Annotated in this window: 12 protein-coding genes, 1 tRNA gene and 2 pseudogenes; 12 read left to right on the top strand and 3 right to left on the bottom strand. The window is 42.1% G+C overall.

Annotated features, from left to right (window positions below; translation table 11 throughout):
- The first annotated feature begins 95 nt into the window (after window positions 1-95).
- The 7 genes from VMW39_00675 (at window position 96) to VMW39_00645 (ending at window position 4,871) form a co-directional block, all read left to right on the top strand.
- The gene (locus tag VMW39_00675) at window positions 96-389 is read left to right on the top strand and encodes an iron-sulfur cluster biosynthesis family protein (GenBank protein ID HUW22534.1); all 294 of its coding nucleotides are present in this window, start codon (window positions 96-98) and stop codon (window positions 387-389) included.
- 112 nt (window positions 390-501) lie between these two features.
- Window positions 502-915 (top strand): hypothetical protein, encoded by a 414-nt coding sequence (locus VMW39_00670; GenBank protein ID HUW22533.1) that lies wholly within the window; start codon window positions 502-504, stop codon window positions 913-915.
- 369 nt (window positions 916-1,284) lie between these two features.
- Window positions 1,285-1,644 carry a hypothetical protein gene (locus VMW39_00665; GenBank protein ID HUW22532.1) on the top strand — a complete coding sequence of 120 codons (360 nt, stop codon included), beginning with the start codon at window positions 1,285-1,287 and terminating at the stop codon, window positions 1,642-1,644.
- Between the two features lie 244 nt (window positions 1,645-1,888).
- Window positions 1,889-2,455 carry a hypothetical protein gene (locus VMW39_00660; protein ID HUW22531.1) on the top strand — a complete coding sequence of 189 codons (567 nt, stop codon included), beginning with the start codon at window positions 1,889-1,891 and terminating at the stop codon, window positions 2,453-2,455.
- 179 nt (window positions 2,456-2,634) lie between these two features.
- Window positions 2,635-3,171 carry a LysM peptidoglycan-binding domain-containing protein gene (locus tag VMW39_00655; GenBank protein HUW22530.1) on the top strand — a complete coding sequence of 179 codons (537 nt, stop codon included), beginning with the start codon at window positions 2,635-2,637 and terminating at the stop codon, window positions 3,169-3,171.
- Window positions 3,172-3,300: 129 nt separating this feature from the next.
- A complete protein-coding gene (tnpA, locus tag VMW39_00650; protein ID HUW22529.1) occupies window positions 3,301-3,702 on the top strand; it encodes an IS200/IS605 family transposase in 402 nt (133 codons plus the stop codon).
- Entirely contained in the window at window positions 3,699-4,871 is a 1,173-nt protein-coding gene (locus tag VMW39_00645) for an RNA-guided endonuclease TnpB family protein (GenBank protein ID HUW22528.1), read from the top strand. Before tnpA ends, VMW39_00645 begins: the two co-directional genes overlap by 4 nt.
- Before the next feature lie 37 nt (window positions 4,872-4,908).
- Here the strand turns inward: VMW39_00645 and VMW39_00640 are convergent, their stop codons facing one another.
- From VMW39_00640 to VMW39_00630, 3 genes are all read right to left on the bottom strand, one after another.
- Window positions 4,909-5,169, bottom strand: coding sequence for a hypothetical protein (locus VMW39_00640; protein ID HUW22527.1), 261 nt, complete (start codon window positions 5,167-5,169; stop codon window positions 4,909-4,911).
- Between the two features lie 68 nt (window positions 5,170-5,237).
- A complete protein-coding gene (locus VMW39_00635; GenBank protein HUW22526.1) occupies window positions 5,238-7,430 on the bottom strand; it encodes an ATP-binding protein in 2,193 nt (730 codons plus the stop codon).
- A gap of 20 nt (window positions 7,431-7,450) precedes the next feature.
- Window positions 7,451-8,602 (bottom strand): PilZ domain-containing protein, encoded by a 1,152-nt coding sequence (locus VMW39_00630; protein ID HUW22525.1) that lies wholly within the window; start codon window positions 8,600-8,602, stop codon window positions 7,451-7,453.
- 417 nt (window positions 8,603-9,019) lie between these two features.
- Here VMW39_00630 and VMW39_00625 point away from each other — a divergent pair.
- The 5 genes and pseudogenes from VMW39_00625 (at window position 9,020) to folE (ending at window position 14,390) form a co-directional block, all read left to right on the top strand.
- Window positions 9,020-9,097 (top strand) — tRNA-Met (locus tag VMW39_00625).
- Window positions 9,098-9,133: 36 nt separating this feature from the next.
- Entirely contained in the window at window positions 9,134-10,543 is a 1,410-nt protein-coding gene (gene tilS, locus VMW39_00620) for a tRNA lysidine(34) synthetase TilS (protein ID HUW22524.1), read from the top strand.
- Window positions 10,544-10,566: 23 nt separating this feature from the next.
- Window positions 10,567-11,295: pseudogene (locus tag VMW39_00615) on the top strand (ATP-dependent metallopeptidase FtsH/Yme1/Tma family protein).
- A gap of 21 nt (window positions 11,296-11,316) precedes the next feature.
- Window positions 11,317-13,830 (top strand): annotated as a pseudogene (locus VMW39_00610) (AAA family ATPase).
- A complete protein-coding gene (folE, locus tag VMW39_00605; GenBank protein HUW22523.1) occupies window positions 13,830-14,390 on the top strand; it encodes a GTP cyclohydrolase I FolE in 561 nt (186 codons plus the stop codon). Before VMW39_00610 ends, folE begins: the two are co-directional and overlap by 1 nt.
- Window positions 14,391-14,462 lie beyond the last annotated feature (72 nt).

Genomic DNA, 14,462 nt, shown 5'->3' with positions numbered 1-14,462 from the left:
AGGGTAACAGCGTAGAATCCAATTTGGAGAAAACCCCGAAAGCCTTAGGGTAATGAGTATAAGAAGTATAAAAGCATATGGTAAGGAGGTATGATATGTTAACAGTGACTGCAACTGCAAAAGAAAAACTTAAAGAACTCTTACAAAAACAGATAACGGAACCAGAAGTGGCTATCAGGATTACTTCTTCCCCGGCGATGCCAAACAAGTTAGAGTTGGTTTTGGACAAAGAAAAAGAAGAGGATCAAGTAGTGAAAAGCGAAAAGGGTATAAAGCTATTGCTTATAGCCTCTGATTTAGCCCCAGCGCTAAAGGGTCTGGTTATCGATTACCAGGAAACACCTCAAGGTACAGGTTTCACCATATCGAAGCCTGCTCCTGGTACATAATGCTGCAAAGCCGAATTAGCCGATTATTCCCTCGTTTAAGTTTCCGCTGAAGATTTACATTAAAGGTGACGAGGAAGGGAATTAGGAAATTCCTTAATAAGGAGTAGCGTGAATGAGTAAACATAGAAGTAATGAGAATTGGAAGGTTCACGACTTTATTATTAGGAGATTAAAAGGGTGGCTGGAAAATCAAGGGAAATATGTCGTGGCAAATCCAGGACAGGAGAAAAACCCCAATGCGTCAGTCAAAAGAGGCGGGACTTTTGTGTATCCCGATTTGGTAGTTAGACCTTCAGAAGTGGGAGAAATTACAGATCTCTTTGAAATTGAGACAGGGGATAGCATAGATTCTGAAGAGGCCGAGCAGTGGAGAATCTATAACGTTGGAGTGTCAAGATTCTATCTCATAGTCCCGAAGCGTTCTATAAGAAAAGCAGGAGACTTGATTATAGAGAAGAGCCTTTCGGTAGCTGGAATCGGCTTTTATGATAGCTCTCTCAATGTCTACTTACCGGGAGGCGTCTAAAGATCTTTTTAGAATATAGGGATAAATGCTGGTATTGAGCAATTGAAGAAATTGACCCCGGGAGAGATAACCCTGGTAGCAGCAGGAATGAGCCTGGCAGTGGAAAGGTTGGTAGTATTAGAGGTCTCCCCTGTCTGGAGAGCAGAAACCGCGGGAATCTAGTGTTATAAATTGGATTAAGGAGGTGTCAAAATGCGGGGCAAAATTAAGAAGGACAAACCTGATACAAGATCTCAGATAACCTCTCTCCAAAAAGAATTAAAGAGATATAAAAAAGGAAGCAAGAGTTGAAGAGAATGTAAGAATAAGATCAAAGACCTAAAAGAGACCCTGAGAAGGCGATAATTAAGAAAGGGAGGTGATAGAAAGATGAGAAAATTCCTGATAGAGTGTCCTTTACTATTTCTGGTTCTTGCTTTTGCCTTATTCTTATCTACCGGGTGCGCAAAGAGAGCTCACCTTAATGCAAGTGTCGAGAGGTATGAATATTCTTCCTCGAGTGGGCAAGTTGAGGTGTATATTCCGGTAAGAAATGACGGAGAAAGAGATATCGGTACCTATAAGATACACTACAGGGTTACCTATAATTCTTTACCTCACGACGCCTGGACAAGTGGATTGAATTTGAATGCAGGGGAAAGCCGAACAGAATACGCTATTACGTCCATCGGGACAGGGAAAACAGTAAGTGATGTATCAGTTACTGATGTCAAGTGGAAAGTTCAGTGAGTAAAAAAGCAGTGGGAGACTACTATCGACGTTGAGAAAGTCGATTGTAGAGCAAATGTGAAGCTATTTTTACTGACGGGAAAGGCTGAATTTCTCCCCTGAGCCAGAAGAGACTCTTATTTGAGTTTTTAAAAAGGTCTTATTATTGAGAAAACGGCACCTGTTGACTGCTAGACTCTTAAAAAGTGACCTTAGCTCATACTTACCCTCTATTCTTGGGAGTGGAAGAAAAGACTATGGCCCGATGAGAAAACTATCCCTGGAAGAAATAGGAGTGGCTATGTATACTGACGGGATCAAGGTTGATTTAACCGAAGACGAGGTTAAAGAAGCTATCGATTTAGGAGTGAAAAATAGGGATTCTCCTGAGAGTATTCGCTCACTTTACTGTTTTGGTGGAGGGGTAGGTCGAAAGGAATACGGATTCGTGGCTACTAAGTTTTACACCCTTGCCTTCTTGGGCTGTCGATTGGCAAAGAGGTATAAAAGCCCAGAGAGAGAAGAAATTGAGGAAATCTTGAATAGCAAAGAACTTTGGATTGGGATTTGTACTTACGGAGATAAGATTGACTTTGCCGAAAATTACCATATAGTCTTAACAGAAGGCAAGAAGGTTATCCAGCCTGTAAATCCCCGTGCTCCCCGATGGACCAACACGAACGCTTCCTCTCCAACAAGTCTCTCATACCAGGCAACGATAATAGCCTCCTTTCCTTACTCCAAAATTAACACGAAAGCCAAAGCTACGATAGTCCTGATTAAAGATAGAGGGAAGAGTAGTTTTAAGGTTGACTTCTCACGGTACAAATAGAAAGAGTCTGTAAAATGAATTGGTATTTGATGTAGTCTATAAGAGTGTCTCCCTTGAGTTTGGTCCGGAGAGGGTTGCTTATTCCGTAAGGTTAGCCCTGGACAGACTATAGGGTTGTAGCGGAATTATGTTTCGAGATGGTAACAAATTTTTGGAATGAAGGAAAGGGGGGTGAAGAAATGAAGAGAGTTTTGGGACTGTTTTTGTTGAGTCTTCTTTTGGTAGGGTTGACAGGATGCCCAAAAAGGCCTTTAATTCCACCTGTTGATCAGGCCAGAGTAGATGCAGAGAATGCCATTGCTTCTGCTGATGAAGCAATAAGTGCTGCCCGGGAGGTTGGTGCTGATACCACAATAGCAGAGTCTTTACTTGAGTGGGCACGAAGTGCCTTCGCCGAAGGCGACTATGCAACTGCTACTTCCAGAGCTTGGGAGGCAGAAGCATCTGCAAATGAAGCAAGAGAAGCGGCTTTGGCAGAGGCAAAAGGAGGAGAAGAAGAGGAAATTGCAGTAGAAGGGGAAGAGGTGGTAGAAGAAGCACCAAGAATTTATGTGGTAGGAACCTGGGAGAGGGATCGAGATTGTCTCTGGAACATTGCCAAGAAGAGGAGATTTTATGGAGATCCTTGGAAGTGGAAGAGGATTTACAGAGCAAACCAGGATAAAATTAAGGATCCCGATTTAATTTACCCTGGGCAAAGGCTAACTATTCCTTAATTGAAAATTTAGGAATCGAGCCGCGGGAATCCTTGGTATTTTAATACCGAGATGAAAGCGACTATCTGTTAAGGTGTTTATAGTGCAAATTATTGACTTAACTGATACTTTTTGTTATACTATCTACATATGGGGAATCTCACACACGCAAGGACAGTTGTATATAATGTTAATTACCATATTGTATGGTCAGTTAAATACAGACGGGAGGTTTTAACCGAAAAGATAGCTGACAGGCTGAAAGTTATTTTATACGACATAGCGAAAGAAAAAGGGTTTGAAATCAAGAGTATAGAAGTGATGTCAGATCACGTGCATGTTTTTGTATCGGCGCATCCGAAATTTTCTGCATCTTATATCTATAAAATGTTCAAAGGCATTTCCGGCAGAAGAATATTTATAGAGTTTCCGAGGATAAAGAAGAATCTGTGGAAAGGTCAGTTGTGGAATCCATCAACATACATTGAAACGATAGGGCACATATCAGAAGAAACCATTAAAAAGTATGTTGAAGACCAGAGGAAGGGATGATCTTAAAGGCATTTAAATACAGGCTGTATCCTACCGAAAAACAGAAGGAGTTTCTTGAGAAACACTTTGGTAGTTGTCGTTTTGTGTATAACCACTTTCTTGCTTTACGGAGAGATACATGGCAGAGAAATAAACAATCAATATCTGGATTTGAGTGCAAACGTCAGTTGAAAAATCTTAAAACTGAATTCCCATGGTTAAAAGATGTAAATTCCCAATCGTTGCAAGACGTAGTATTAAACCTTGAAAAGGCATACAGGCGTTTTTTTAAAGGTTTTGGCGGCTATCCGAGATTTAAGACAAAAAATGGATTTCAGTCCTTTGCTGTTCCACAGAACTTCAGAATTGAGGATGATAAGCTCTACATACCGAAAGCCAAAGATGGCATTAAGGTCAAACTGCACAGGGCAATTAATGGTATTCCCGGGATTGCAACCATTTCCAAAACACCATCAGGCAAATATTTTGTATCCATAATTTCTAAAACAGTAACGGAAAAACTGCCTATTACGAACCGCAAGATAGGCGTTGACCTCGGGCTTACGCATTTTGCCACACTGTCAGGGGGCGAGAAGATAGAGCATCCTAAGACGTTGTTGCAATCAGAGCGACTTCTTAAGAAACTACAACGTCAGTTATCTAGGAAAGAGAAAAGCTCTAGAAATCGCAATAAAGCACGGCTAAAAGTGGCAAAGCTTAACGAGAAGATTACGAATCAGCGTAATGATTTTCTTCACAAACTGTCCCATAGGCTTATCAACGAAAACCAGGTGATATGCCTTGAAGACTTAAATGTGAAGGGCATGGTTCGTAACCGTTACCTTGCTAAAGCTATCAGCGATAGTGGATGGGGAGAGTTATGCCGACAGGTGCAATACAAAGCTGATTGGTATGGCAGGACGGTGAAACAGATACCGAGATTTTATCCGTCCAGTAAGGAATGCAGTATTTGTCGGTTTGTAATGAGTGATTTAAAGTTATCCCGGAGGACATGGACATGCCCCAACTGTGGCACAGTCCATGACAGGGATGATAACGCATCAAGTATAATATTAAGCGTAGGGCAGGGCATGCCCGAAATAACGCCTGTGGAGAGAATGGCCTCTGTTTCTTCGATTCTGTCGATGAAGCAAGTCAACTCGAAGAAGCAGGAAACTCTCGCATCTTGAAAGATGCACGGGATTTCAATCCCGTGAGTATGTCACTTTACCATGTTAGGGGAATCTTGGAGGAAGCCCTTGTATTTGAGGCAAGGGCTTTTTTCTTTTGGGTTGACAAATTTTTATTTTCCTTGCTTTTTGCAAGAAGTTTAAATATAATATATTTCGCCGTGGAGGGGCCATCCTTTATATTTGCTGACTTTACTTTCACCCAGACAGTTTTTTCTGTTTCTAAAGGTCTTATTTGATAGGTCGCACAACCTGTCAAGAATAGAAAGGACAAAAATATTAGAAGTTTATTATTCATTAGGGGATTCCCTTTTTTCACTCAATAGTTTTCACATTCAGCTGGATCGGTTACGTCACGTGCCCTGCTCAGGATTTCTCTTCCCAGATTGGCAACGAGATAGTAAACTTGGTTCCTTTTCCTACCTCGCTATCTATGTCTATATCTCCATTGTGGTCTTTTATGATGCGGTAGGCCATTGACAGGCCCATTCCGGTTCCCTGCGGGCCCTTGGTTGTATAGAAGATGTCAAATAATTTTTTTAAATTCTCTTTGGGAATCCCGTGACCATTGTCCGATATGGTTATCTCCACCTTATTGGGATTTTCTTGCCCAACTCTTGCCGAAATGCCAAGTTCTCCTTTCTTGCCGGCCATAGCCTCGCAGGCATTTATGACCATGTTCAGAAAAGCCTGCTGGAGCTGGACACCAATCCCTTTTATCTTAGGCAAGTCCTGGGAGATATCCTTGGTTACGTTTATGCCCCCATGGGAAATCTGATACTGGGCCAAGCCTAGGGTGTCTTCCATTACGGAATTCAAGTCTGTGGCCTCAAAGTCTCTGTCCGCAGGCTTGGCATAACCCCTTATCCTCTGCACAAGGTCAGCCCCTTTATGAGCGGTCTCTATCATTCTCTCCTGTCTGTCTTTTATCTCTTCTAAAAGTTTTTTTCTGTCTTCCTCGCTTATATCTTTTCTGTCTAAAAGGTCTTTTATGTCGCGTACGCATAACTGGGCCCCGCAGCTAATCACAGCCAGAGGATTATCTATCTGATGGGCAAAACCGGTAGCCAACTCGCCTATGGAAGAGAGCTTGGCTGCCTGAAACATCGTCGCCTGGGATTCTTTAAGTTCCTGATAGAACTGGGCATTCTCAACCGCCAGAGCAGCCTGTCCGGCCAGAATCTTGAACATATCCAAATCCTCGGGCGTGTAAATCTCCCTGGAGCGCTTTGTGCCAAGAACCAAAAAGGCAACAAGCTCTTTGCCAATAAAGGCAGGCAATAATAGAGATGCCCCCATGCTTCTCAATTGTTTTTTTACTTCTTCCGAATGTTCAGGCTCATTAATTTCAAAATGGCTTATGATTTCTTCCTTCAAAAGGGGTCCTATGTCTCTGCTTCCAGCCAACATACGGACTAGAGGCGCATCCCCAGACAGGGAATCTCCAAACTGCCTTCTTCTCTCCTTGCCATAGCAGACTTCCCTCACGTATTCATCGGCTTTCTTGTCAAGAAGATATATGCGGGCATGACTGATTCCGATTTCCTTTGTCACGTTGCGGATGACTAAAACCAAGAGGCTTCGCAAGTCCTTGGTCAGGGTCATCTGCTTTGCCAGCGCAATTAAATTCTTCTGGTATCTCCGCCGTTCGCTGAAAAGAGCAGCCTCGGTTTTCCGGCGTATGAACCCATAAATAGCCGGGCCTAAACTGGCCAGAAGAAGTGCCATGCCGACAGGCACAAACCACCAGTTTCCTCCTATCCTGTCGAAAAAGTAGGCTTTGCCCCAGTATCCCAATACCAAAGGAGTGACAAGCACAAAGGCATATACGGTCGCAAATACAGTTCCTCGGGTAATGGCTACATTAATGTCCATCAAGCGATGTTTAACAATAGCGTAAGCTACAACAAAAACATAAAGAGGTACTGTATAGATCCCAAACGGATTAAGGGGATACAGCCTTATGTTAAAAACCCACAAGAAATTGAGAGACCCGCCCATATATCCAAGTAACGACCCCCAAAACAAATACTTCGTCTGATTTGCCCTGATTCCAGAAAAAGTATGGTGCGCTTTAAATAGCTTATATAATCCATAAGTTACATACGCAACGAAAAAGAGAAGACAAACCAGGTAAAAAGCCCCTGGCTCAACAATGTATCTAAACAAAAATTTAGGAACCATATCCTTTATGAACAATTTGGTTGGGCAGATAATCAAAAGAAAAAAGCTAATTAAATAGCCTAGAACAACCACATTCTTTCTTTGTTTAATCTCATCCAAAAAAATGAGGATAAAGTGTACAAATAGAGTTGGAATAAAAAATACGCCACAATGAAGCAATCGGGCCCAAAGCAGAGCCATTGCTTTGTCTTGTGGATTCTGAGCATAAAAAAGAAGGCCTTGGCAAAAACTCCAAACCGTAATGCTGAGGTAATAGAGCGCAAAGATTCTGTTTGTTTTACCTTTTCTGTTTTTAAAATAGACAAAAGTTGCAAGTAGAAAAGTTGTAAGGGAGGTCAATAAAGGGGCAATTGCGTAGTGGTTTAAAAGGCTCATCGCTGTTTCCTGTTACCTAACTAAAGACAGACTAAAGAATATTCAACTTTTTTTGATTTTAATCTAATGTCTTTGCAGCCACAGACATGCAGTTTGAATCCAAAGGATTTGCATATGGAATTTAACTCGTCGTATTTTGCCATCTTATCCTTTAGGGGGGTTGAAAGCACCGTCCCTTCCGTGGTAGGAGCTTTCTCTGTAAAGGACTTAAGAGGGTTCTGCAACAAGGGTATTTTTTTAAGTCTCCGTAAGGACGATGCGGGAACAAATAAATAAGTAGCAATGATTATTACCGGTATTTTAAGCCTCGCGATTTTCCTTATGATAGTCTTTAAGGTTTCGGGAGAATCGTCTACTCCAGGTATAAGAGGATCCATCCTTACGCCGAGGCGGCACCCGGTTTTGCCTAAAGCGACCAGATTGGAGAATCTCTCCTGAACGCTGGGGCAGTAAGGCTCTAAGATAGAATTTCTCTTCTCATCCAGGCTTGTTATCCCGACAGCAATTTCCACCTGGGAAGAGAATTTCTTGATCAAATCAATGGTCTTTCGGGGTATTATGCCTTTGGTCAAAATCCAAAAATTTATCCCTTTTGGCAATAGGAAAGAAAGAAACTCATGAGCCAAATCTTTTGCTTTTGGAGCAAAAGGCTCGCTAAAAGGGCTTAAGTAAATAAAAGACGGGAACTTTTTCATTTTATAGATGGGGGAGATATCAACGCACCGACCAGACCAGATACGGTTAATCTTTTCTTGGGTCTTGGAGAAATGGCAATACACACATCCGTACTCGCAGCCTATGGTGAAATCCACGCCGGACATTTCAACGCACGGCACATTATAAGGCTGGCTGATAAATTTGACCTTGGGCTTTGTTAAGGCTCCTTTCAACACATCCAAATCTCTCTTTTTGAATCTGATAAAGCATATACCGTATGTGAATTTTCTCTGTTGAACTAGCCGTCTGTCCCAGATAACTTTGAATGCCGTTTCTATTGTCTCTTTGGGAGAAATCTCTATTTTCGCCTGTGACTTAGACAGAGGCAGCGGTTTATCCAAAACAAATCTTAAACCTGTCTCGCTTAAATCAACAACCTTTCCAAAAAATTCGGGAGTTATGCGAATCGGAAGTTTGACCGTTACTCTTGGAAACTGTCTTTTCTCTTTTTTCATGCCCGAAACCCCTGGAGATTCTCTTCTGTCAGAAGTATCTCTTATTTTTATAAGCCTGCCGACTTAGATAGGTCTGATTTGTGGAATATTGAGGGTCTTTCTCCTCATGCGTGGCCAAAAGGCCCAGAGCCAAATGGAAAAATACTAACCCTTTTGACCTACTGATTTCAACACTTGAAGATTATATTAGTTTTTGCGAAATGCGTCAAGAAGGAAATTGCAGGCTTGTTGAGATTGCAGGGAGCAAGCCAAGAAGTTATTTTTAAGATTCTTTCTTTGCCGGGAATATTCTTTCTGCATTTGGTCATTTGAATGGTAAAAGAGTTGACGAATTTCTATTTTACTTGATTTTTGCATGAAGTTTAGATATAATATTTTCGCAATCCCGCGTGATTAGGAGGGTTGTGCATGGTTTCTGGCGGCGTAGCTCAGTCTGGTTAGAGCAGGGGAATCATAATCCCTGTGTCGTAGGTTCGAATCCTACCGCCGCTACCAGAAAACTATAATCTTGTTTTTATAAAAGAGTCCGCATTGGCGGGCTATTTTTATCGAAAAATGGTTTTCCCCAAAGTTAAAAAGATAATAGAAAGATATAATATGTTTTCTCCTGGAGATAGAGTCCTGGTAGGGGTCTCCGGAGGACCGGACTCGGTCTGCCTCTTACATATCCTGAATAGATGCCGAAAAGATATGGCTTTATCCTTGCACGTTGTACACATCAACCATGGAATAAGAAAGAGGGAATCGAAAAGAGAAGAAAAATTCGTAAGTCATTTGGCTGGCAGGATGGGCCTACCTATTACTGTGAAATCATTAGATGTTCCATCTTACGCTAGAAGGAAGAAGCTGACGGTTGAGGAAGCGGCAAGGGATATGCGTTACAGTGCCTTGGAGCAATTAGCCGGGAAACTGAATGCTAAAAAGATTGCTCTGGGACATACTGCTTCAGACCAGGTAGAGACAGTGCTAATGCACCTTTTGCGCGGTAGTGGTCCTCAAGGGTTATCTGGAATTCCCCCTGTGAGAAAATTGGGTAGCACTGCAGTCGTCCGTCCTTTAATAGAAGTAAATAGAGAAGAAATTTTGAACTATTTAAAAAAGAATAAGCTGACATTCTGCTTAGATTCGTCAAACAGAAAAACTGAATATTTTCGTAACAGGATAAGGTTAAAGCTTCTTCCTCTTTTGCGAAAGAACTATAATGAGAACATTGATGGAGCACTTCTGCGCTTGTCAGAAATTTTGAAAGAAGAGAATGCCTATTGGGAGAGAGTGGTGGAGAGAGTTCTTGGCAAAGTAGTCTCCTGGGAGGCAGAGAAAATTTTGATTGATTTCAAGAGGTTTTTAAGATATAATGTAATTGTTCAGAGAAGGGTTTTGTACAGGCTTTTTGGGGGAATTGTAAGTCTAAGCCAGATAGAGGCGATAAGGAGTTTAGCTCAAAAGAGCTCTCAGGGAAAAAGAGTTTATCTGGGTAAGAGGTTCAGTGTCAGGAAAGAGGGCGATTTTCTGATATTTTCATCTTCTCCTGAGCGAAGGTTTAAAAAATTTAATTATCCCCTCAGAGTTCCTGGCAAAAACGAGATTGAGGGGCTTGACTTAACGCTCAACACCAGAATAGTAGATTTTCGTCCTGTTTCGGATAAGGGAGCCAATACTGCCTATTTCGATGTAGATAAGATAAACTTCAAGAAATTACTACTGAGGAATAGACGGGAGGGAGACCGGTTTAGACCTTTTGGGTTGAGGGGTACCAAGAAGCTTAGTGACTTCTTTATCGATAGGAAGATACCGAGACGTCTGCGGGACAGGGTTCCCCTTCTGGTAGAGGGAGAGGATATTCTCTGGGTGGTGGGGATTCGCCGAGCGGATAAGGCAAGGATTACCGAAGATACAAAAAAGATTTTGGAAGTTCGAGTTTTACGGGAGGAAGAATATTGAGTGATTTAAAGAAGGGTTTAAATATGAATAAATTTTTGAAGGGTTTGTCTCTCTGGCTAATTATTATTCTGGTGGTTATGCTTTTTGCCCGATTGATGAGACCACAAGAATATAAGGAGATAGGTTATAGTGAATTCAAAAGCTATCTGAGGTCGGGTCAGGTAGTGGAAGCTTTAATCAGCGAGGCGATAATTAAAGGAGAATTCAGGAATGAAACGGGAGAGCCGGTTAAATTTAAGACTGTTCCTGTGGAGGACCCTAAGCTTGTGGAAGAACTGGAGGCCTATGGAGTTAAATACAAAGGTGAAGTTAAGAGAAACTGGTTCTCTGTTATTCTTTTCAATTTTGGACCGATTCTCCTGTTTGTTTTTATCTGGTTTATGTTGATTCGTTCGATGCAGTCTGGTGGGAAGCAGGCTATGTCTTTCGGCAGAAGCCGGGCAAAACTTACGGACCAGAGTAAACTGAGGGTAACTTTCGCTGATGTTGCCGGGGTAGATGAGGCTAAAGAAGAACTTCAAGAGATAATTGCCTTTTTGAAGGACCCAAAAAAGTTTCAGAAACTCGGGGGAAAAATTCCCAAAGGAGTCCTCCTTTACGGAGTTCCGGGCTCGGGCAAGACACTTTTAGCCAAGGCAGTGGCAGGTGAGGCAGGGGTGCCTTTCTTCAGTGCCAGTGGCTCTGAGTTTGTGGAGATGTTTGTGGGAGTAGGGGCATCGAGGGTGCGCGACCTATTCAATCAGGGAAAGAAAAGTGCCCCTTGCCTCACGGGTGATACTCGTATTGTTTTAAGTGATGGTCGTCAATTCACTATCGGAGATATGTACAATAAGAATATGGTAGATACATCAGTTCCGGCTATGACCGAGGGATTTAAAGTGGGTGAAGCGAAAGTTCTAAAAATAACCCGAAAGCAAGCTAATCTTGTGTACAAAATAGACACTGTTCATACGAGAATAGAAGCTACTGGCAACCATCTATTCCCGGCATTGAAAGGGGGTAGATTGGAATGGATAAGAGCCGACGAGTTACAAGATGGGGATTATCTTGCCGCTCCCCGAAAGATAAAGGTCTCTTCCTCGCAATTTGAATGTATCGATTTTCTGCCTTCCCAGACCCGCTTGTATCTGGAAGATCCCCGAGGGAAAAGAAGAGCGCGTTTTGTAAGGGTTAAAGATGTTAAGAAGAATGAATTGAATTTTCAAGAAATTAAAGCCTTTACGATAGGCAGAGGAGGATGGACGGATTCGACTATTTTTAAGATGCCCGAGTATTTAAATGAAGAATTAACCTACCTTACGGGACTTATATTTTCAGATGGGCATATAGGAAATCGCCATCTCCGATTTTATAATACAAATGAACACTTGCATAAGTTATTGACGAAAATTGTAGAAAAGAATTTTGCATACAAGACCCAAGAATACAAGTACACTAATTGCTGGACAACCGATATCAATAACAGCTTGATAAGACAACTGGTTCGAAATATTCAGAATAATATCTTGAGGCTTCCGGAAAAATTGATTGCTGCTTGGCTAAGTGGAGTTTTCGATGGCGATGGATGCGTAAGTGGGGAAGGGAATGACCCTAAAGCGACTATCAGTGCCTGGAATGAGGCGTCAAATAGGTTAATAAGGGATGCTCTGCATCGAATTGGGATAGTTCCTTATTTGCCGCGTCATTTCACAGGCAATATTGAGATTACCGGGAAGAAAAGTCTTTCGCTCTTCTTGGAAAGAGTTTTCCCTCAACATCCAGAAAAGCTCAAGCGATTGCAAAATCTAAATCTGTCTGGATTATCTTTCTCCAGATTAGATGTAGTTCCTGTAGGTGAGCTTCTCCATCAAGCGAGTAGGTCAATAGAAATGGGGCAGAGACAGTTTGTTCAAACAGGTCGATATAGAGGCCACTATGTAAGTCGCTATGAAAGGGGGGTAGGTGCTCCTGCAAGTACTATCATTCAAGATATAGTTGATGAAATTGACCAATGGCGGCAGAAGGCAGGTAAATCGATTACAGAAGAACTGGTTAGTTTAAAACAGTTAGTTTTTGGTGAAGTTATGTGGTCAAGGGTGACGAAAATTGAAAAAATAAGTAAAGAAGTAAATGTATATGATTTATGTTTAGACCGATATCACAATTTCGTTGCTAATAATATATTTGTCCATAATTGTTTACTCTTCATTGATGAGCTTGACGCTGTTGGCAGGCATAGGTTTGCCGGCATTGGAGGCGGACACGATGAGCGGGAGCAGACTCTCAATCAGCTTTTGGTGGAGATGGATGGATTCGATACTAGGGAGGGTGTAATTCTCATTGCAGCGACCAATAGACCGGATGTCCTCGATCCAGCACTTCTCCGACCGGGAAGGTTCGACCGGCATATAATGGTACCCAATCCCGATTTGAAAGGACGCGAGGAGATACTGAAGGTGCATACCCGCAACATAAAACTGGGTCCGGAAGTTGATTTAAAGGTTATCGCCAGGAGGACTCCAGGATTTGTGGGTAGCGATATAGCCAATCTGGTTAACGAAGCTGCTCTTCTGGCAGCTCGGGAAGACAAGAAGGCAGTAGAAATAAAAGAGTTTGAGGAAGCAATCGATAGGGTTATTGCCGGTCCGCAGAGGAAGAGCAGGATGATTTCTGAAAGGGAGAAGAAGATTATTGCCTATCATGAAGCCGGACATGCTCTGGTGGCAAAACTGATTCCCGGCACAGACCCCATCCATAAGGTCTCAATTATTCCTCGGGGACCTGCTTTAGGATATACCCTGCAGCTTCCTCTGGAAGATAAGTATTTGTCTACTAAGACTGAAATTATAGATAAGTTGACTGTTTTCCTGGGAGGCAGGGCAGCTGAAGAGTTGACTTTTAATGAATTAACTACCGGTGCTGAAAATGACCTCCACCAGGCAACTGAGATTGCCCATAAGATGATCTGCGAATATGGAATGAGCGACAAGCTCGGACCATTGACTCTCAGGAAAAAAGAGGCTGAGATATTTTTAGGTCGAGATTTCACTAAAGAGAAAGCCTATAGTGAAAAAACAGCACAAATGATAGATGAAGAAGTAAAGAAAATTATGGAAGATTGTAGAGACCGGGCTAAAGACATTTTGAAAAAGAACAAGGCTAAACTGGATAGATTGGCTAAAGCACTAATAGAAAAGGAAATACTTGTGGGAGAAGAAGTGGAAGAGATATTGAAACACGGGGAAAAAGTTTCTGCAAGCGAAAAGAAGAATGGAACTAAAGATACAACTAAAAAGAGTGGAGAGTGATGGATAGGAAAAAAATCGAGAGAGCTGTAAAAATGATCTTAGAGGCAATTGGAGAGAATCCCTTAAGAGAAGGGCTGAAGAGGACTCCTCAACGTGTTGCCGAAATGTATGAAGAAATTTTGGCTGGTTATTTAAAGACGCCAGCCAAGGAACTTAAAGTACATTACGAGAGAGAAAACTATGAAGAGATAGTTCTGGTGCGGGACATTCCCCTCTACTCTATGTGCGAGCACCATATATTACCTTTTTTTGGCAAAGCTCATGTGGCTTATATGCCTCACAAAGATAGAGTTGCCGGGCTGAGTAAAATCGTTCGAGTGGTGGAAATTCTTGCTCGCCGGCTTCAAGTACAGGAAAGACTAACTAAGCAAATTGCCGATACTATAATGGAAGCCTTGACTCCCCAGGGAGTGTTAGTGGTGATTGAAGCTGAACATTTTTGTATAACTATGCGGGGGATAAAGAAGCCAGGTTCGTTAGTAATGACCTCAGCAATGCGAGGTATATTTCTGAAAGACGCCCGTACCCGTAATGAAGCAATGGCCTTAATTAGTAAATAATATCGTGGATTTCTCACGAAAGCAAGGTTCCAAAAAACTCTGGATTCCTTGCGAAAGCAAGGTCATTCCTCC

The sequence above is a fragment of the bacterium genome (assembly GCA_035530055.1).
Classification (GTDB): domain Bacteria; phylum UBA6262; class WVXT01; order WVXT01; family WVXT01; genus WVXT01.
The sequence above is the reverse complement of the archived record's forward strand: the minus strand, read 5'-3'. Positions and strand labels throughout refer to the sequence as shown.

Coding starts and splice junctions, on each gene's coding strand:
- VMW39_00675 (HUW22534.1), top strand. CDS start 96: ATGTTAACAGTGACTGCAACTGCAAAAGAAAAACTTAAAGAACTCTTA.
- VMW39_00635 (HUW22526.1), bottom strand. CDS start 7,430: ATGAGCCTTTTAAACCACTACGCAATTGCCCCTTTATTGACCTCCCTT.
- VMW39_00645 (HUW22528.1), top strand. CDS start 3,699: ATGATCTTAAAGGCATTTAAATACAGGCTGTATCCTACCGAAAAACAG.
- VMW39_00655 (HUW22530.1), top strand. CDS start 2,635: ATGAAGAGAGTTTTGGGACTGTTTTTGTTGAGTCTTCTTTTGGTAGGG.
- VMW39_00665 (HUW22532.1), top strand. CDS start 1,285: ATGAGAAAATTCCTGATAGAGTGTCCTTTACTATTTCTGGTTCTTGCT.
- VMW39_00670 (HUW22533.1), top strand. CDS start 502: ATGAGTAAACATAGAAGTAATGAGAATTGGAAGGTTCACGACTTTATT.
- VMW39_00660 (HUW22531.1), top strand. CDS start 1,889: ATGAGAAAACTATCCCTGGAAGAAATAGGAGTGGCTATGTATACTGAC.
- VMW39_00640 (HUW22527.1), bottom strand. CDS start 5,169: ATGAATAATAAACTTCTAATATTTTTGTCCTTTCTATTCTTGACAGGT.
- folE (HUW22523.1), top strand. CDS start 13,830: ATGGATAGGAAAAAAATCGAGAGAGCTGTAAAAATGATCTTAGAGGCA.
- VMW39_00630 (HUW22525.1), bottom strand. CDS start 8,602: ATGAAAAAAGAGAAAAGACAGTTTCCAAGAGTAACGGTCAAACTTCCG.
- tnpA (HUW22529.1), top strand. CDS start 3,301: ATGGGGAATCTCACACACGCAAGGACAGTTGTATATAATGTTAATTAC.